At 63.7% G+C, this 18,082-nt stretch carries 20 protein-coding genes; 12 read left to right on the top strand and 8 right to left on the bottom strand.

Going from position 1 to position 18,082, the window contains the following annotated elements; translation table 11 throughout:
- Window positions 1–62 precede the first annotated feature (62 nt).
- The 3 genes from AAFG50_RS17680 (at window position 63) to AAFG50_RS17670 (ending at window position 2,401) form a co-directional block, all read left to right on the top strand.
- On the top strand, window positions 63–890 hold the full coding sequence (locus AAFG50_RS17680; RefSeq protein WP_028170843.1) for a class II glutamine amidotransferase: 828 nt from the start codon (window positions 63–65) through the stop codon (window positions 888–890).
- Between the two features lie 20 nt (window positions 891–910).
- Window positions 911–2,140: a carboxylate-amine ligase gene (locus tag AAFG50_RS17675; RefSeq protein WP_028170842.1), complete on the top strand. Its 1,230-nt coding sequence runs from the start codon at window positions 911–913 to the stop codon at window positions 2,138–2,140.
- Window positions 2,141–2,215: 75 nt separating this feature from the next.
- Window positions 2,216–2,401, top strand: coding sequence for a hypothetical protein (locus tag AAFG50_RS17670; protein ID WP_028170841.1), 186 nt, complete (start codon window positions 2,216–2,218; stop codon window positions 2,399–2,401).
- Here the strand turns inward: AAFG50_RS17670 and AAFG50_RS17665 are convergent.
- Window positions 2,386–2,589: a hypothetical protein gene (locus AAFG50_RS17665; protein WP_028170840.1), complete on the bottom strand. Its 204-nt coding sequence runs from the start codon at window positions 2,587–2,589 to the stop codon at window positions 2,386–2,388. The two genes, AAFG50_RS17670 and AAFG50_RS17665, sit on opposite strands and share 16 nt — an antisense overlap.
- Before the next feature lie 402 nt (window positions 2,590–2,991).
- On the opposite strand from AAFG50_RS17665, the gene AAFG50_RS17660 reads away from it, so the two are divergent.
- Window positions 2,992–4,131, top strand: a complete 1,140-nt coding sequence (locus AAFG50_RS17660) for a hypothetical protein (RefSeq protein WP_028170839.1) — start codon at window positions 2,992–2,994, stop codon at window positions 4,129–4,131.
- Window positions 4,132–4,174: 43 nt separating this feature from the next.
- Here the strand turns inward: AAFG50_RS17660 and AAFG50_RS17655 are convergent, their stop codons facing one another.
- From AAFG50_RS17655 to AAFG50_RS17640, 4 genes are all read right to left on the bottom strand, one after another.
- Window positions 4,175–4,795: a general stress protein gene (locus AAFG50_RS17655; RefSeq protein WP_011086543.1), complete on the bottom strand. Its 621-nt coding sequence runs from the start codon at window positions 4,793–4,795 to the stop codon at window positions 4,175–4,177.
- Window positions 4,796–4,815: 20 nt separating this feature from the next.
- Window positions 4,816–5,151 (bottom strand): hypothetical protein, encoded by a 336-nt coding sequence (locus AAFG50_RS17650; RefSeq protein WP_011086542.1) that lies wholly within the window; start codon window positions 5,149–5,151, stop codon window positions 4,816–4,818.
- A gap of 87 nt (window positions 5,152–5,238) precedes the next feature.
- On the bottom strand, window positions 5,239–5,391 hold the full coding sequence (locus AAFG50_RS17645; protein ID WP_053815111.1) for a hypothetical protein: 153 nt from the start codon (window positions 5,389–5,391) through the stop codon (window positions 5,239–5,241).
- Between the two features lie 159 nt (window positions 5,392–5,550).
- Entirely contained in the window at window positions 5,551–6,000 is a 450-nt protein-coding gene (locus AAFG50_RS17640) for a hypothetical protein (RefSeq protein WP_049832367.1), read from the bottom strand.
- A gap of 402 nt (window positions 6,001–6,402) precedes the next feature.
- Here AAFG50_RS17640 and AAFG50_RS17635 point away from each other — a divergent pair, with 402 nt between their 5' ends.
- Complete coding sequence (locus AAFG50_RS17635) at window positions 6,403–7,410, top strand: alpha/beta hydrolase (protein WP_011086540.1); 1,008 nt, start codon at window positions 6,403–6,405, stop codon at window positions 7,408–7,410.
- Window positions 7,411–7,519: 109 nt separating this feature from the next.
- Complete coding sequence (locus AAFG50_RS17630) at window positions 7,520–8,815, top strand: DUF892 family protein (protein ID WP_011086539.1); 1,296 nt, start codon at window positions 7,520–7,522, stop codon at window positions 8,813–8,815.
- Between the two features lie 59 nt (window positions 8,816–8,874).
- Here AAFG50_RS17630 and gor read toward each other — a convergent pair whose 3' ends face one another.
- From gor to rpiA, 3 genes are read right to left on the bottom strand one after another with little or no spacing between them, the layout of a single operon-like run.
- A complete protein-coding gene (gene gor, locus AAFG50_RS17625; protein ID WP_028170838.1) occupies window positions 8,875–10,263 on the bottom strand; it encodes a glutathione-disulfide reductase in 1,389 nt (462 codons plus the stop codon).
- A gap of 46 nt (window positions 10,264–10,309) precedes the next feature.
- A complete protein-coding gene (locus AAFG50_RS17620) occupies window positions 10,310–10,861 on the bottom strand; it encodes a DUF2059 domain-containing protein (protein WP_028170837.1) in 552 nt (183 codons plus the stop codon).
- Between the two features lie 2 nt (window positions 10,862–10,863).
- Window positions 10,864–11,589, bottom strand: a complete 726-nt coding sequence (gene rpiA, locus AAFG50_RS17615; RefSeq protein WP_011086536.1) for a ribose-5-phosphate isomerase RpiA — start codon at window positions 11,587–11,589, stop codon at window positions 10,864–10,866.
- A gap of 150 nt (window positions 11,590–11,739) precedes the next feature.
- Here rpiA and AAFG50_RS17610 point away from each other — a divergent pair, with 150 nt between their 5' ends.
- The 6 genes from AAFG50_RS17610 (at window position 11,740) to AAFG50_RS17585 (ending at window position 18,049) form a co-directional block, all read left to right on the top strand.
- The gene (locus AAFG50_RS17610; RefSeq protein WP_011086535.1) at window positions 11,740–12,432 is read left to right on the top strand and encodes an HAD family hydrolase; all 693 of its coding nucleotides are present in this window, start codon (window positions 11,740–11,742) and stop codon (window positions 12,430–12,432) included.
- Between the two features lie 137 nt (window positions 12,433–12,569).
- Window positions 12,570–13,055: a hypothetical protein gene (locus tag AAFG50_RS17605; protein WP_028170836.1), complete on the top strand. Its 486-nt coding sequence runs from the start codon at window positions 12,570–12,572 to the stop codon at window positions 13,053–13,055.
- 120 nt (window positions 13,056–13,175) lie between these two features.
- A complete protein-coding gene (gene moaA / locus AAFG50_RS17600; RefSeq protein WP_028170835.1) occupies window positions 13,176–14,210 on the top strand; it encodes a GTP 3',8-cyclase MoaA in 1,035 nt (344 codons plus the stop codon).
- Between the two features lie 293 nt (window positions 14,211–14,503).
- Window positions 14,504–15,043, top strand: coding sequence for a TRAP transporter small permease subunit (locus tag AAFG50_RS17595; RefSeq protein WP_011086532.1), 540 nt, complete (start codon window positions 14,504–14,506; stop codon window positions 15,041–15,043).
- Window positions 15,040–16,641 carry a TRAP transporter large permease subunit gene (locus AAFG50_RS17590; protein ID WP_028170834.1) on the top strand — a complete coding sequence of 534 codons (1,602 nt, stop codon included), beginning with the start codon at window positions 15,040–15,042 and terminating at the stop codon, window positions 16,639–16,641. Before AAFG50_RS17595 ends, AAFG50_RS17590 begins: the two co-directional genes overlap by 4 nt.
- Before the next feature lie 121 nt (window positions 16,642–16,762).
- A complete protein-coding gene (locus tag AAFG50_RS17585; protein WP_039184261.1) occupies window positions 16,763–18,049 on the top strand; it encodes a M20/M25/M40 family metallo-hydrolase in 1,287 nt (428 codons plus the stop codon).
- Window positions 18,050–18,082 lie beyond the last annotated feature (33 nt).

Genomic DNA, 18,082 nt, shown 5'->3' with positions numbered 1-18,082 from the left:
GAACACAAACGCCGTCGGGTTTGTTGGTGCACCTCAAGAATAACCCCTCGACTGGAACCTGCATGTGCCGCTGGATCGCATACCGGGGCGAGACCACCTCGTTCGAACCTTACGTCACCGAGCCCGAGCATTCGCTGATCGCGCAGAGCATCCGCTCGCTCCAGTCCACCGCGGGTTCGAATGGCGACGGCTTCGGGCTCGGCTGGTACGGCGAGCATCCGGAGCCCGGCCTCTACCGTGAGACGCGCCCGGCCTGGTCGGATGAAAACCTGCGCTATCTCTGCCGCCATCTGCGCTCGCATCTCTTCTTCGCTCATGTCCGCGCCGCCACCGGCACGGCGGTGACGCGGCAGAATTGCCATCCCTTCGCCTGCGGCCAGTGGATGTTCATGCACAACGGATTCGTCGGCAGCTGGAACCGGCTGCGGCGCAAGGTCGAGGCGCTGATCCCGGATGCGTATTATCCGTCGCGATTGGGGACGACCGACTCCGAAGCCGTTTTCCTCGCCATCATGGGCGCGGGCCTCGACAACGACCCGCTTCGAGCAACGCAGGCCGTGTTGCAATCGCTCGTCGGTCTCGTCAACGAAGGCCAGCTTCGCGAGCGACTGCGCTTCACCAGCGCGATCGCCAACGGCAGGGATCTCTATGCGTTTCGCGTCGCGGTCAACGATGCCGCCAACACGCTCTATTTCCGCGAGGCCGGCGGCCAGGTCGTCGTCGTGTCCGAGCCGTTCGACAAGGAATCGGACTGGACGGAAGTGCCGCCGAATCACGCCCTGATCGCGCGCGCGTCCGAAAGCGCGAAAATTGTTCCGTTCGACCTTGCAATTTCCAGTGGGGCTGACGCGGAACCCGCCCCCGTCAGGAGGATTATTTCCCGCAGGTAATGCCTTCGCCGGGTGGCACGATGACATTTGCTTCGGACATCTTGAAATTGCTGCGTCTCGATTCCTCCGACGACAAGCAGCACCTCGTCATTCGCTCGGCCGGCGGTCGTGGCAAGGCGGCTGAATATTCATTCGGCATCGAGGAGGAATACTTCCTCGCCGATCGGCGCAGCCTGGACGTGGCGATCCAGACGCCCAATGAGCTGTTCGAGTCGGCGAACTGGTCGACCGGCGGCCAGGCCATGCGAGAGATGCTGCAATCCCAGCTCGAGGTCGCCACCAACGTTCACGTCGACGTCAACGACGCGCGCGAAGAGCTGCGCTTTCTCCGCCGCGAAGTCGCGAACGTTGCCGCCCAGTACGGCTTCGTGATCATGGCCTGCGGCACCCATCCGACCGCCGTCTGGCGCATGTCGCAACCGAGCCCGAAGCCGCGCTACGAGGAGATGATCGAGGATCTACGCAGCATCGGCCACCGCAACATGATGTGCGGCATGCATGTGCACGTCCAGCTGCCCGATCCCGAGAAGCGCATGGCGGTGATGCGGGCGATGCTGCCGCACCTGCCGCTGTTCATCGGGTTGTCGGCGTCCTCCCCGTTCTGGAACTCGCACAAGACGGGCCTGAAGGGTTACCGCCTGGCGGCCTATTCCGAGCTGCCGCGCACCGGCCTGCCCGAACTGTTCGAGAGCAGGCATGATTACGACGAGTATGTCGGCGCATTGCAGCGCTCCGGCGTGATCCCTGACGAGAGTCACATCTGGTGGGCGATGCGCCCTTCCATGAAGCATCCGACCCTCGAGCTTCGCGCGCCCGACACCTGCACCTTCGTCGACGACGCCGTTGCCATCGCCTCGCTCTATCGCTGCCTGACGCGACATCTGTATCGGCGGCCTCATCTGTCGAAAGCCGTCACGGTCGTCGAGCGCGCGATCGCCGTCGAGAACAAATGGCGCGCCCAGCGCTACGGCACCGATTGCATCTTTGCCTCGAAGGACGGGCCAGTCACCATCTCGGAGCTGCTCTCCCGCCTGATCGACGACATCGCCGAGGACGCGGATGCGCTGAATTGCGCGGCCGAGGTCGAGCATTGCCGCACCATCGTGGAACGTGGCAGCTCGGCGGAATTCCAGCTCCGCGCCTACCGTGAAAACGGCAACGACATCGCAGCCGTGTCACGCTGGATCGCTGCATCGACGATATCAGGGACGAGCGCTCCGGTCGGACGCACCGCGTCTGCGCCCACATAGCGCCCGCGCAAGCTTTGGGAACGATAACGGCATTCCGGAATTTGCCGTGTCTCGTACAGTGTCTTGGAGAAAAGCATGACCGACATCACCTGTTGCGCCGGCTGCGGCCACGGCCTGGTGCCCATCCTGTCCGAGAAGGGCGCGACGGAATCGAGCTGCTTCTGGTGCGAAGGTGTCGATGCCCGAACGATGGACATGGCGAAGTGGGCGGACAGCCCCTCCGGCAAGCCCGAGCGCACCGCGCTTCAGTCGTTCGAATGAGCGGCTTCGGACGTTTTGCGGAATTCCTGTCCCTCGGTGCTGCAATGCCTTCCGGCTTGCAGGATCACCATGCTGAGCAGGTGAGCCAGGAATGAAAGTTTGGCCGTGTGCGCGATCTCGCGCAGCTCGGTGCAGATCTCCGCAATGTAGCGGGCGGCCTCCTGCGGCCTTGCGTAGCCGTCTTGCATGGAAACTCCCGGGTTGGAGCCGGACGAGACCTGCTGCCTCGGTCAAAAGGCAACCTAAGACGCCTAATCCCGCCGAGCCGAATGCGTTCCGCGGTTGCGCCCGGGAGCAGCCATGCCCTGCACGCTGCCCGTCAGGGCTTGCCGACAATTTAGACAATTTGCGTCACGTTCGCGAGATCGCGAGGTTCGGCAGGACGGTCGGGCAATCCCGCGCAACGCGGGGTCTAACCTTCGGCGGAACCACTGGATTTTCTGCTGTCCGGTCTCGCCATCCCGATCCGCGGTGGCCATTTGCTGCCCTGCAACCGAACTGGCCCAAAATTCGCAAAGCCGCATCAGGCCCCAAGTCCCCGCCCTCGCCACCAGGGCAGCCGGGACGAGCGGATCAGATCGGAGAATGCCATGAACGTGCATGCTGCGGGCGATCTCAAATTCACCGGCCTCACCCGTCCGAATGGCACGCCCCTTCGTCTGAACGATCAGGACTTCGTCGCGATCGACCGCGACAAGAATGCGAAGTTTGAGGCGACCTACCGGCCGCAAGCCCTCTACAATCGCGCCAACGAGGGCTTTCACGCCAACAACGAAACCTTCCTCCTGCACGAGGTCGCGACCAATCTGCCGATCTACCGCCCGGACACCGGCCCCACCGATTTCCATCTTCATCTTCCGCCGGGCGGCTTTCAGCTCGTGCTGGTCACCTCGGGCGCATTCACCTTCGACTACGACGGACGCTTCTACAGTGTCGGCCCGGGCGCTGTGATGCTGCAAAGCGCGATCGTGCACCGCCAGCTCTTCTACACCTGGTCGGGCCTTTCGACCGAAGAGAACTTGAAGACGCCGCAGACGGTGGTGCCCGATCCGATCTCGATGGGCTATTCGGGCAAGTTCCTCGAAGCCTTCATCACCGATCCCACCACGTTTCCGAACCCGACCATCGTCGGTCCGAGCCAGATCAACGAGGCCGAGACGCCGCTTGTGGCCTGGAGCCATCCTCTGCATGATCGTCCCGCCGATGCAGGCTTCTGGCTTCAGGACCCGTTGGCGCTGGATGCGCTGTTCAAGCCGCTCACCGATGGCTCGGTCAAATCGGCCATGCCGGTCCATGTGCGCGATATCGGCATCGAGGTGCCGAGCGGGCATCTCGTCACCGGCCACATCATCGCAACCGACCCGCCCGGTCAGTCGCTGCTGCCGAAGAGCACGTCGGCAACAGCGGACGGCACCTCGTTTGCCAAGGGCGAGGTCGTGATCTATCGCGTCATCCGCGGCACGGCCGAATTCAAGAACAAGTCAGGCGAGACCTTCGAACTCTCTGCCGGCGACGTGGTGACGGCCGGCAAGAGCTCGATCAACCTCATTGGCGTCGGTGAGAACACCCAGGTCCTCCGGCTCGGCCTGCTCAAGGGCATGAACGACCTTCGCAGCTGGACGGCGACGCAGCGCGACGAGATCGACGGCCTGGCCGGTCAGATCATCACGCACAAGGACATCCGTCCCCTGCGCACCGAAGGCAAGCCGGTCGGGTATCTGTACGCGTAGTGCCAAAAAAACGGCCCGCCGGAGCGGGCCGTCGAGATCTCATTTAGCGCAATGATCCCCCGTAGAGCTTTCGCTCCTTGCGAACCTCTTCGGCGCCGTAAGGCTTGCTGGCAGGATCGAACGATTTCCATCCGGCCTTTTGCCAGCTGGCACTGCGGTCACGTAAATTGACGGAAGACTCGTTCAGGATTGAGTCAAAGCGGGACCGATCCGCGTCCGCCACCCGCGCCGACACGAGCGTGCCTCCGCGACGGACGCCCTCGGCGTAGGTGTCCGCATCCTCACGCGAAATGCCGGCCTCCGTGAGCGCCCCGACGATCCCGCCGGTAGCTGCTCCGGCGGCGGCACCAACCGCGGTCGCGGCCAGCCAGCCAGCTGCGACCACAGGTCCGAGGCCGGGAATTGCCAGCAAGCCAAGGCCGGCAAGAAGGCCAGCGGTACCACCGACGCCCGCACCGATGCCGGCACCCGTACCGGCTCCCTCGGCACGATCATCGACACCATCCCGGTCGCGATCTACCTTCTTGTCGGTGTTAAACCAGCTGTCCGAATTGTTGGCGACGATGCTGATGTCCGAGTGCGGCACGCCGGCAGCTTCGAGACGCTGAACCGCCTGCTGCGCGGTGTTATAGTTGTCGTAAAGACGAGAAATTGTAACGGTCATCTTGAGTCCTTCTTGCTTGCTTACTTGGCCGAATTGACGTTACCTTGAAAATCGACGCTGACCGCGGTGGCTGATCCACCCTTGCTGGCCTGTCCGCGCCACACGCCCTTGTCGTCCTTCTTCAATTCGGTGACGTTGGCGTAGCCGGCATCCTCGATCTTCGATTTGGCCTGTCCTTCGGTGAAGCTGTTGCGCCCCGCGACAGGAGCGTCGGAGTTGTTTTGGCCGGCAGTGTTGACCGCGCCGTTGTTAGGTCCGGACTGCGCCGGCGGAGTCTGCGCCGAAGCCGACGTCGCCGCCAATGCCGCGGCCGCTGTGAATAAAGAAATGCAAATGTAGAGTGATGGGCGTCTCATGATTGTCTCCAGTGTCTAAGGAGTGAGCCAAACCCCCATGGGTGCTTTGGTTCCTAAGCTCTTCGCCCGGGGACGTCGGCTTCGAGATCAAGCGCTGAAGAACATCATCCCCGTGACCGCCATGATGAGAATGGCAAGTCCCATACTCACGCCCAGCAGCATCAGCACGCTCGGACCGAGCTCGCCCTGGCGCGCTTCGAGCGCAGTCTCGACGATGCGTCCGCTCTTGTCCTTGTCCATGTCATTTGGTCCTGCATTTGAAGGGATCGGCTTGACCGTTTGCTGCGCTGGCATGACGCGCTTTGCCTTTGCCGAAATCCCGCGTCACCGGATTCAAGCGGCGCGGTCGCGCTTCTCAGTCATGAAAGTCGTTGCCGTGCGTCGGGAGAGTGGACGAGATCAGGCCTGCGCGCTTTGCGGCGGAGGTCGCGAGACCGGTGGCGTCTCGCCGTCGAGCCAATCCGGCGTGTCCGCGAGAGCGAGCCAAGCATCGCCCATGCGCCTGAACTGATTGCGCGCCATGTCGTCGGGAGCGGTGCCTTCCAGGGCCAGGCAGTGTCCGGCGTTCTCCCGAAGATGCTCGGACCGGTTCGATTGGAGATCCGTGCTGCTCGCGGGATCCGCAGAGGTCTGCCAGGCGTTCCGGCACACCGGGCACCGCCACTGATTGACGAGCTTCCCGGTGGGCAAATAGGTCGAGTGCACGGGAGTCACCACGAGCCGCCCGCAAGCGGTACAGCCGTTCGTCCCTTGCGACGGCGGCAATTGGCCGCTGTCCTGAATCACCTTCGTGCTCCAGCGACGTTCGAGCTTACGGCAAAGATGCAGAGGATAAAGCAAGACGTTCATCGCGCGCCTCCGGTTTGTGGCGGGAGCGCGGCAGCGTCTCTCGGTCACTGGCGCCTGTCGTGTCTGTGCCAGCGATATGCTGGATATGGTGTCTCACACGACATTCACCAGAGCGCGATCCTGAGAAACCGCTCTTGGCGGCGGCCTGCTTGCCGCATCGATTGGGGTTAGGAACATATCTCCACGCCTCCTGTTGCATCTCCACGACATGACCCGTGAATGCGCATGCCGCATGGAATCTGGCCATGGTGCCCTCCGTTGGCACGGCATAGGCAACGTCCAGGTCGATACGGTTCCGGATCCCAGGAGCGCATCATCAAGATCGCGATGAGACCAGGACGTTAATCCGGAAGCGTCCCTTCCTATTCTCCAACAGCTGGCCGCGGTCAGCGAAAGTGTCACATGCGCATACTGAAAAAGCGTTCGCCGTCTTTGGCGGCGACGACCCTTCATGCTCTTGCGGAATATCCGTTCGCCTCCGCGCTCATCGCAGCAGCCGGCCTGATGGCGGCCGCCGCGGTCGTCAATCGGCGGCTTGCCGACAAGGCACAACGCGACAACCCGCCACAAGGACGGTTCATCGACATCGACGGCGTTCGCCTGCACTATGTCGAGCGCGGATCCGGACGCCCTTTGGTCCTGCTCCATGGCAACGGCAGCATGATCCAGGATTTCGAGTCGAGCGGCTTGATCGACCTCGCCGCGAAGGACTATCGCGTCATCGTGTTCGACCGTCCCGGCTTCGGCCACAGCCTGCGGCCCCGCAATGTGGTGTGGACGCCTGCGGCGCAAGCCGATCTCTTCAAGGACGCGCTTGCGCATATCGGCGTCGAAAAGGCGATCGTGCTCGGACATTCCTGGGGAGCGTCGGTTGCGATCGCCCTGGCGAGCAGACATCCCTCGACGGTCGAGGCCTTGATACTGGCATCGGGCTATTATTTCCCGACCGCCCGCACCGATGCCATGATGGCGATAGCCGGGCCGGCGATACCGGGATTCGGCGATATCCTCAGTCACACGATTTCGCCAATCCTCAGCCGCCTGATGTGGCCGGCTATGCTGCGACAGCTGTTCGGACCGAAATCCGTCCCGCAAAAATTCGACGGCTTCCCTAAATCACTGGCCGTGCGTCCCTCGCAGCTTCGTGCCGGCGCCGCCGAGGCGGCGCTGATGATCCCTGCGGCAATGCTGTCGGCGAAGACCTACGGCGAACTGGCCATGCCGGTCACCATCCTGGCCGGCGAAGACGATCGCCTCATCGACATCGACGAGCAGTCGGGCCGTCTGCATGACGAGATCAAGCACAGCAAGATGCATCGCGTCCCCGACGCGGGTCACATGATCCAGCAGTCGAACACGGCCGATCTGATGGCCGCGGTCGAGGAAGCCGCGGCCGGAACGTTGCACTGAGCACTCACATCGCATCGAGGGGCTCTGGTCGCGGTACGATTCCGAATTAGGAACGTCCACTGTTGCGCCCGGTTGGCCCCGACTTCTCCTGCGAAGCAAAGGTCTTTCCATGTACCACCACGTCAAGAAGCTCATGTTCACAGTTCGCGTCGACGAGCCCGATTCCCGGTTCGGCAACATGCTGCTGGAACAGTTCGGCGGCGCTAACGGCGAGCTCGCCGCCGCCATGCAATACTCCATTCAAGGTCTCAATTGCGAAGATCCGGACCGCAAGGATCTCCTGATGGATATCGGAACCGAGGAATTGAGCCACCTCGAAGTCGTCGGATCGCTTGCGCGCCTGCACTTGAAGCCGCTGAAATTCGATCGCGAAGCGGCGGAAGCCGATCCCCTGATCGCGATCGCCGGAGGCGGTGGCGTCGGCCTGTTCAACTCGCAGGGCAACGCCTGGACCGCCGACTACCTCAAAATCACCGGCGAACTCGACGTCGACCTGCGCAGCAACATCGCTGCGGAGGCCCGCGCCAAGATAGTCTACGAACGGCTGATCAATTTCTGCGACGACGCGGGCACCAAGGACGCCTTGCAGTTCCTGATGACGCGGGAGATCACCCACATGAAGGCGTTCTCGCGCGCGCTGGAAAGCATGAACAAGCCCGCGTTCAGCATCGGCCGCATCGCGCCGACGCCCGGCCTCGTGGACCAGTTCTTCAACGATTCGACGGGATCCGGCGACAACGGTGAAATCGACACGCGCGGTCCCTGGAATGAGGGCGAAGACTGGGAGTTCATGGAATCCCCGGCGCTCCAGAGCGGCGAGCCCGGCACGGCGCCTTCGATCATAGCCGAGAGTTCGCCGTCTGAGCCGGTCATCGGCCTTGACGACCTGCTGATCGACCAGCTGCGGGACCTTCTCCATGCTGAGAAGCAACTGACCAAGGCGCTGCCCCAGATGATCGAGGCTGCACGCTACGATCAGCTCGGCGAGCTGTTCACCGTTCATTTGGCCGAAACCGAAGCGCAGATCGAACGTCTCGACGAGTGCTTCGAGCTGCTCGGCAAGAAGCCGCGCGCCAAGGCCTGCAAGGGTATGCAGGGACTTGTCGAGGAAGGCGACGAAGTGATCAAGGAGGGCGCCAGGAAGGACGATGCCGCCGCGGATCTCGCCCTGATCGGCGCCGCACAGCGTGTCGAGCATTACGAAATTGCCGGCTACACGACTGCCCGCAACCTGGCGCAGCAGTTGCGTCACAGCGCCGTCGTCGCGCTTCTATCGAAGAATCTCGCCGAGGAGGAAAACGCGGATCAGTTGCTCAACCAGGTCGCGCGTTCGTTGATGTCGGTTGCGAAAATGCCCGCCGCCATCGAGCAGAGCTTCGCCGACGATGCGAGCACCGCAGGCTAGACCGGCGTCGCAGCATCGACAACGTCAAGGCGGCCCCCGCCCAGGGCCGCCCAACGCCGCTATTCGGCCGCCTGACGCACGTGGCGCGCGGTCGGGGTGCGCATGGTGACGAGCTCTTCGGCCGCGGTCGGATGCAGCGCGATGGTCGCGTCGAAATCGGCCTTGGTCGCCTTCATCTTCACCGCGATCGCGACCGCCTGGGTGATCTCGGCGGCGGCGTCACCGACGATGTGGCAGCCGAGCACGCGGTCGGACGTGCCATCGACGACGAGCTTCATGAGCACGCGGGTATCGCGGCCTGACATCGTCGCCTTGATGGGGCGGAAGGTCGTCTTGTAGATGTCGACGTGACTGAACTGCGCGCGCGCTTCGGTCTCGGTCAGACCGACGGTGCCGACCTCCGGCTGCGAGAACACTGCAGTCGGGATATAGGCATGATCCACCCTCACCTCGCGCTTGCCGAACACGGTGTCGGCGAACGCATGACCCTCGCGGATCGCGACCGGCGTCAGGTTGTGGCGATGGGTGACGTCGCCGATCGCATAGATGCTGTCGACCGAGCTCTTCGAGAAATGGTCGACCGCGATGCCGCCGTTCTTCGGATTGATGGCGACGCCGGCCTTCTCCAGGCCGAGATTGGCGACGGAAGGATGACGGCCGATCGCGAACATCACCTGGTCGGAAGCCACGCTCGAGCCGTTCGACAGATGGGTGGTGAATTCCTCGCCATGGCGATCGACCTTCGCCACCGTGCAGCCGGTGAGAATGGTGATGCCCTGCTTCTCCATCTCGCTGCGAACGTGAGTGCGAACGTCTTCGTCAAAGCCGCGCAAAATGTTGTCGCCGCGATAGATCACGGTGACGTCGGAGCCGTAGCCCGCGAAGATGCCGGCGAATTCCAGCGCGATGTAGCCGCCGCCCTGGATCACGATCCGCTTCGGCAGCGTCTTGAGGTGAAACGCCTCGTTGGAGGAGATCACGTGCTCGATGCCGGGGATCGAGGCGCCATGGTTGGGCGCGCCGCCGGTGGCGATCAAAATGTATCTTGCTGTAATCTTCCTGTCGTTCTCGAGCAGGCGGACGGTGTGCTTGTCCTCGATCACCGCACGGCTCTTGACGATCTGCGCGCCCGACTTCTCGACATTCGTCGTGTAGGCCGCCTCCAGCCGCGCGATCTCCTTGTCCTTGTTGGCGATCAGCGTCGCCCAGTCGAAGCTCATGGACGGGATGGTCCAGCCGAAGCCGGCGGCGTCCTCGATCTCGTGACGGACATGCGAGCCGATCACGAACAGCTTCTTCGGCACGCAGCCGCGGATCACGCAGGTGCCGCCCATGCGGTACTCTTCCGCGATCATGACGCGGGCTCCGTGGCCGGCCGCGATGCGGGCGGCACGCACGCCGCCCGAACCACCACCGATGACAAAGAGGTCGACGTCGAATTCAGCCATTGTCCACTCCGACCTCTTTCAGGAACTCCCTATCAGATAGGTACTGTCAGATTTCCTTGCCACGCTTGCGCATCTCGGCGCGGAAGGCGCCCATCACGGTCTCGGCGAAGTTCTGGGCCCAGGAGTTCATGAAGGCCATGCTGAGGCCGATGGCGCGCGGCTCGGCGTCGATCAGCTTCTTGCCGAGCGGCGACTTGTAGAAGGTGACGAGGTCCTTCAGCTCCTGCTCGGTGAACTCGCTGGCATAGATCTGCGCCATGCCTTCGCCGATCTCGTTCTGGCGGCCGTTGAGCTGCTGGGCGACGACCCCTGCCACCTCGTTGAGATCCTTCTGATAGTTCAGGTTCTGCTGGATCAGCGCGATCTTGGTCTTCTCGACCAGGCCGGGCACGGCGCCTTGATACATCGCCGTCGCGTTCTTGATTTGCAGAATTTCCCTGGCCGCCGCAACCGCCGCCGGCGAGGCTTTCGGCTGAGCCGGCGCCGCGGCGGCCTTGGGCTGGGCCGGCGCCGGCTGCTGCGCCATGGCCGGGGCAGCCGAGAGGGCCAGTCCCGCAGCGAGGGTCGCGGCCGGCAAGAATTTCAAAACGCTCTTCATTCCTAGTCTCCTTTCGGCTTTCGCCGTTCAATCACGCGAATTCCCTCGCCACCCGCCAGAACAGCCGAGCTGGCCAAGCCGATGAACAACCCATGCTCGACCACGCCGGGGATGGCGCTCAACGCCTTGGCGAGACTGGGCGGATCCACGATCCGTCCGAGCTGGGCATCGAGGATCCAGTGGCCGCCATCGGTGACGAAAACGTGGCCATCCTTGTCCCCACCCTTGGCCTTGCGGACCGCCATTTGCCCGGAAACGCCGCACTGCGCAAATGCCGTCTCGATCGCCCGGCGCGTCGCCCCGAGCCCGAACGGGATGACCTCGATCGGCAGCGGAAAGCGGCCGAGCGTCGGCACCCATTTGGTGTCGTCGGCAATCACGATCATGCGATCCGATGCGGCCGCCACGATCTTCTCGCGCAGCAGCGCGCCGCCACCGCCCTTGATCAGGTTGAGCTCGGGATCGATCTCGTCGGCGCCGTCAACAGTGATGTCGAGATGATCGATCTCGTCGAGCGTGGTCAGCGGCACGCCGCAGCGCGTCGCATCGAGGCGCGTCGCCTCGGAGGTTGGCACACCGATCACCTTGAGTCCGGCCGCGACGCGCTCGCCGAGCAGCTCGACGAAATGCTTGGCGGTCGAGCCGGTGCCGAGCCCGAGTTGCATGCCGTCACGCACCTCCTCGAGGGCGCGCGCCGCAGCCTGCCGCTTCAACTGGTCCATGTTCACGATGCGCCGCCCCTGAATTGAGAGTGTGCCGCCGATAGGTTGCTTGCGGCGGCCTATGTAGCCTCGTTTTCCGCGCGGGAACAGGCCTATAAGCTGATCTTATGGCATCGCCCCTTGCGCCGGCACGGCCGGACCGATAGCGCTTGGACCATGACCTCCCCTCACACCATCGTCTTCGATCTCGACGGCACGCTCGTGGATACGGCGCCCGACCTGATCACCGCGCTGAATTACGTGCTCGACCGCGAAGGCCTGCCGCCCGTGCCGATGCAGTCAGCCCGCAACATGATCGGCGCCGGCGCCCGCAAGCTGATCGAGCGGGGCCTGGAGGCTGAGGGCCGCATCGTCACGCCTTCGGACATGGATCGGATGACGGCGGATTTCATCGCCTATTACGCCGAGCATATCGCGGTCGAATCCCGGCCTTTCGAAGGGCTCGAGACCGCGCTCGACCATTTTGCTGCGCAGGGCCATCGCCTGGCGGTCTGCACCAACAAGCTGGAATGGCTGTCCAAGCGCCTGCTGGACCAGCTCGACCTCAGCCGCCGCTTCGCGGCGATCTGCGGCGCCGACACCTTTGGCGTCCAGAAGCCCGATCCGGCCATTTTCCGGGAAACGGTGGCCCGCGCCGGCGGCGAGGTCAAAGCCAGCATCATGGTCGGCGACGCCGGAACCGATGTCGGGGTAGCCCGGCGCGCCGGGGTGCCCGTGATCGGGGTCAGCTTCGGCTACACGGACGTGCCGATCGCCGAGCTGAAGCCGGACCGGCTGATCCATCACATGCGTGACCTGCCGGCCGCAGCCACCAGCCTGATGACGCCGCTGGGTTCGGCAAGGTCCTGAAATCTCAGCAAAAAGCGAAGATACCCCCGCGTTAACCAACTATTAACTATGCGCGGCGCGCCGGTTGCCTGCCCTCAGCGACGTCCCTAAGGTCCGCCCGGGATGTGGCGGTTCGTCGCAGTAGAAGTGGGTGGTTGATGCGTCGTGTGATCGCGATTGCGCTAGCGGGAGCGAGCCTCCTGGGGGCAACAAGTCTTGGTGGCTGCTCCTCGATGTCCTGGGACATGTTCAAATCGGCGCCCCCGACCGTTCAGGTCCGGCTCGAATCCAATCCCCCGGGGGCTGATGCCTCGACCTCGCTCGGTCCGGGCTGCAAGACCCCCTGCTCGGTCTCGGTTCCCGCCCCGGACGCGCCGTTCACGGTCGCCTTCGCGCTGCCCAAGTACCAGCCGGCGAGCGTCCCGGTGAACATCATCAAGAACCCCGGCGATCTCACCACGCCCGCCTCGGTCACCACCGATCCGAATCCGGTGTTTGCGGAACTCCAGCCGGCGGTGCCGCCCAAGCCGGTGAGGAAAGCGCACCGGCCGAAGAAGCCGAAACCGGTCGCAGCCGCGCCCGCGGCCGCCGAACCGGCCGCCGCCGGCTCGCCGTTCCCCGATCCGAACGCGAGCAAGCGCTGATCCAAGGGCTGAGTTACGTATACCACCCGATTGTCCTAGCCGCGTCCGATGCTTAGATTGCTTTCAGAGCACCGTTGAAGCAAAGGTGCGCCCGTCGCCGTAAGTGACAAGGCATTTGGTATGAACGGATCTTCCGCGAACCCCCGCGCAGCGCTGTCCAGCGCCATGACCGATCCGTTCGGGCGGACCATCAGCTATTTGCGCGTTTCCGTCACGGATCGCTGCGACCTGCGCTGTTTCTACTGCATGTCGGAAGACATGACGTTCCTGCCCAAGGCGGACCTGTTGACGCTGGAGGAGCTCGACCGGCTCTGCTCGGCCTTCATCGCCAAGGGCGTGAAGAAGCTGCGACTCACGGGCGGCGAGCCGCTGGTCCGCCGCAACGTGATGACGCTGGTGCGCTCGCTGTCGCGCCATCTGTCGAGCGGCGCCCTGAGCGAGCTGACGCTGACCACCAACGGCACGCAGCTGGCAAAGTATGCCCGGGAGCTCGCCGATTGCGGCGTCCGCCGCATCAACGTCTCGCTCGACACGCTCGATCCCAAGAAGTTTCGCGAGATCACCCGCTGGGGCGAGATCGACAAGGTACTGGAAGGCATCGAGGCTGCGCGTGCCGCGGGGCTCGCCGTGAAGATCAACGCGGTGGCGCTGAAGAACCTCAACGAGGACGAGCTGCCTTCGCTGATGCGCTGGGCCCACGGCAAGAACATGGGCCTGACGCTGATCGAGGTCATGCCGATGGGCGAGATCGGCGCAGGACGGATCGACCAGTATCTGCCGCTGTCGCTGGTGCGCGCGCGCCTCGCCCAGCAGTTCACGCTGACGGACCTGGCCGAGAGCACCGGCGGGCCGGCGCGCTATGTCAGCGTCGCCGAAACCGGCGGCAAGCTCGGCTTCATCACGCCGATGACCCATAATTTCTGCGAATCCTGCAACCGGGTGCGCATCACCTGCACCGGCACGCTGCACACCTGCCTCGGCCACGAGGATGCCTCCGATTTGCGCAAACCTCTGCGTGCATCGGACGACGACATGCTGCTTGCGGATGCGATCGACCGCGCCATCGGGCTGAAGCCCAAGGGCCACGATTTCATCATCGACCGCCGCCACAACCGCCCGAGCGTCTCCAGGCACATGAGCGTCACCGGCGGCTGAGGATCGGCCCCGCTCCGCTAACCTAAGCTTTTGACGGCGCGTCAATTTGTCCATTTTCCAATTGACGGCACGTGACGCCACTGATTTGGTGCGACCGCCTTTGCTTGCCCGGCAACAATAAGCCGGCCCGCCCCTTGGCGGTCGCGGTCAAGACGGCAAGGCGCGAGGGGAGGACTGACGCCGCAATCGCTCCGGAATACAATCCGTGCGGTCGTGTGCATCTTGCACGCGAGCCAAGCGATGCGTGCTGAAGCCTTCCGTGAAGTGTAAGGCCGCGACGGAGAGAAAGTAAGATGCGTCCATTGCTGGCGCTGAGCAACGCCATCGACGCCCTCAACGAAAAGATTGGGTACGTCTGTAACCTGCTCGTGCTCCTGGCGTGCCTGGTCAGCGCGGCCAACGCCATGATCCGCTACGCCTTCAACGACTCGTCGAACGGCTGGCTCGAGCTGCAATGGTACATGTTCGCCATCCTCGTGATGTTCGGCTCGGCCTACACATTCAAGCGCAATGAGCATGTGCGGGTCGAGATCTTCTACCTGACCCTGTCCGAGCGCGGCCAGCTCTGGCTCGACATGATCGGCACGCTGTTCTTCCTGATTCCCTCCTGTCTCCTGCTCGCCTATCTGTCCTGGCCGTTCTTCATGCAGGCCTATAGCGTCGGCGAGACGTCGGCCAATGCCGGCGGCCTGATCCGCTGGCCGATCAAGTTCGTGATCCCCGCCGGCTTCGTGATGCTGGCGCTCCAGGGTGTTTCCGAGGTCATCAAGCGTATCGCGGCTCTCCAGGGCTATGTGACGATCGACGCCAAGTACGAGAGGCCGACCCAATGATTACGCTGGAGATGATGCCGCCGTTGATGTTCGGCGGCCTGGTTCTGGCGATGCTGATCGGCTTCCCCGTCGCCTTCACGCTGGCGGCCGTCGGCCTTTCCTTCGGCTTCCTCGCCATCCATCTCGGCTTCTTCGATCTCAACTTCCTTCAGGCGATTCCCGGCCGCGTGTTCGGCAGCGTGCTCTCCAACGAGCTGCTGCTCGCGATCCCGTTCTTCACCTTCATGGGCGCCATATTGGAGAGATGCGGGCTGGCCGAGGACATGCTGGATTCGATGGGCCAGCTGTTCGGCCCGATCCGCGGCGGCCTCGGCTATTCGGTCATCATCGTCGGCTTCATCCTCGGCGCCATTACCGGCACGGTGGCCGCGCAGGTGATCGCCATGGCGCTGATCTCGATGCCGGTGATGATCCGCTACGGCTACAACATGCGCTACATCACCGGCGTGCTCGCTGCCTCCGGCACGATCACGCAGCTGGTGCCGCCCTCGCTGGTGCTGATCGTACTCGCCGACCAGCTCGGCAAGTCGGTCGGTGACATGTATCTCGGCGCCTGGGGCCCTTCGGTGTTCCAGATCATGCTGTTCGCCGGCTACACGTTCATCCTCGGCCTGATCAAGCCGGGCCACGTGCCGCCGGTGCCGAAGGAGGCGCGCACGCTGACCGGCTGGCCGCTGTGGAAGAAGTGCCTGATGGGGATCATCCCCTCGGCCGTGCTGATCTTCGTCGTGCTCGGCACCATGATGATGGGCCTTGCCACGCCGACCGAAGCCGGCGCGATGGGTGCCGTCGGCGCCATCGTGCTTGCCGCGATCCACCACAAGGACTTCACCTCGACCGACCGCAAGATCCTGATAACAGGCGTGATCGCCGCCGGCGTCGGCACCATCGTCGCGATGATGATGAGCGAGAATTTGATCTTCAAGCTCGCCTTCGCCCTCACCTATCTGGCGGTGGCGTGGATCTGCATCCGGGCCGCGCGCATCCCCGACCTGCGCGACCTGATCACGCAGGGCTACCAGTCCACCATGCGCCTCACCTGCATGGTCACCTTCATCCTGATCGGCTCGACCTGCTTCTCCGTGGTGTTCCTCGGCGTATCCGGCGGCGTCTGGCTCGAGCACCTGCTGACCTCGCTGCCCGGCGGCGTCTGGGGCTTCCTGATCTTCATCAACCTCTTCATCTTCTTCCTGGCCTTCTTCCTCGACTTCTTCGAGATCGCCTTCATCATCCTGCCGATGATCGCGCCGATCGCGCAGAAGATCCTCGCCCCCGTGGTGGGACCGGACGCGGCGCTGATCTGGTTCGGCGTGATGCTCTGCGTGAACATGCAGACCTCGTTCCTGCATCCGCCGTTCGGCTTTGCGCTGTTCTACCTGCGCGGCGTGGCGCCGAAGGAAGTGAAGAGCTCCGACATCTACTGGGGCGCGATGCCCTGGATCGGCCTCCAGCTGATCATGGTGATGCTCGTGATCATCTTCCCGATCACCGTGACGGGCCTGCTCGACAAGCCCCTCAACGTCGATCTCGACAAGGTCAGGATCGAGGTGCCGCAGATCGAGCTGCCGCCGCTGGATCTCGGACCGCCGCAGAAGTAGCGGCCGTGACCATCGCCGTCATGTTCCGCCTCGGCGGTTCATGACGCGCGCGTCCGCGCACGTGACACGCGCCGCAAACACGGGCATACCGGGCCATCCTCCAACTGATGGACCGCCGCGCATGTCCCGATCGCACCCTGCTCCGTCGTTCACTCCCTTGATCGCATCGCTCTGGCTGGCATGTGCCGCAACGTTTGCGCATGCGGAACCGATGACCGATGTCCATGCATTGGCGCAAAAGGAGCAGCAGCCGCTGCTCGACACGCTGCGCGATCTCGTCGGCATCGAATCGGGCAGCAAGGACGTCGACGGCCTGGAAAAGATTGCCGAGCGCGTTGCCGGCCAGCTCAAGCAGCTCGGCGGCACGGTGGAGATTTTGCACCCCACCGACATCTATCGCCTCGACGACACGCCCGAGACAATCGGCCCGGCCGTGCACGCCGTGTTCAAGGGCACCGGCAGCAAGAAGATCATGCTGATCGCCCACATGGACACGGTGTACCTGAAGGGCATGCTGAAGGACCAACCGTTCCGCGTCGACGGTGACAAGGCCTACGGCCTCGGCATCGCCGACGACAAGCAGGGCGTCGCGCTCATTCTCCATACCGTGGGGATGCTCCAGAAACTCAACTTCAAGGATTACGGCACGCTCACGGTGCTCACCAATGGGGACGAGGAGATCTCCTCGCCCGGCTGGCGCAGCACCATCGCCAAATTCGCCGCGGATCAGGACGTGGTGTTCTCGTTCGAAGGCGGCGGCACCGACGGCACGCTTCGCCTCGCCACCAGTGGCATCGGCTCGGCCTATCTCACGGTGCAGGGCAAGTCCTCGCACGCGGGCGCGCGGCCCGAGGGCGGCGTCAACGCGCTGTACGAGCTCTCGCACCAGGTGCTGCAGATGAAGGACCTGTCCAAGCCAGAGCAGGGCCTGAAGCTGAACTGGACGGTCTCCAAGGCCGGCACCAACCGCAACGTCATCCCGGCCGACGCCACGGCCCAGGCCGATGCGCGTGCGCTCAAGGTCGCCGATTTCGACGAGTTGCAGAAGGCGCTGCAGGAGAAGATCAAGAATCGCCTGCTGCCCGACTCCAGGGTCGAGCTGAAATTCGAGGTGCGTCGTCCGCCGTTGGAAGCCAACGACGCCTCGCGCCGCGTCGCGGCCTACGGCAAGACGATCTATGGGGAGATCGGACTGTCCCTCAAGGTCGACGAGAAGGCGACCGGCGGCGGCACCGACGCCGCGTTTGCCGCGCTCAAGACCAGCGGAGCCGTGGTGGAAGGCATGGGCCTGTCGGGCTTCGGCGCGCACTCCAACGATGCCGAATATGTGCAGATCAACAGCATCGTGCCGCGGCTTTATCTGGCCACGCGCATGATCATGGACCTGTCCACGGGCAAGCTGAAATAGCGGCCGCCCTAAAGTGGACGCCGATGCAAAGCA

The sequence above is a fragment of the Bradyrhizobium sp. B039 genome, assembly GCF_038965675.1.
Classification (GTDB): Bacteria; Pseudomonadota; Alphaproteobacteria; order Rhizobiales; family Xanthobacteraceae; genus Bradyrhizobium; species Bradyrhizobium diazoefficiens.
Note: the sequence above shows the minus strand (reverse complement) of the source record. Positions and strands in the feature narration are given on the sequence as shown.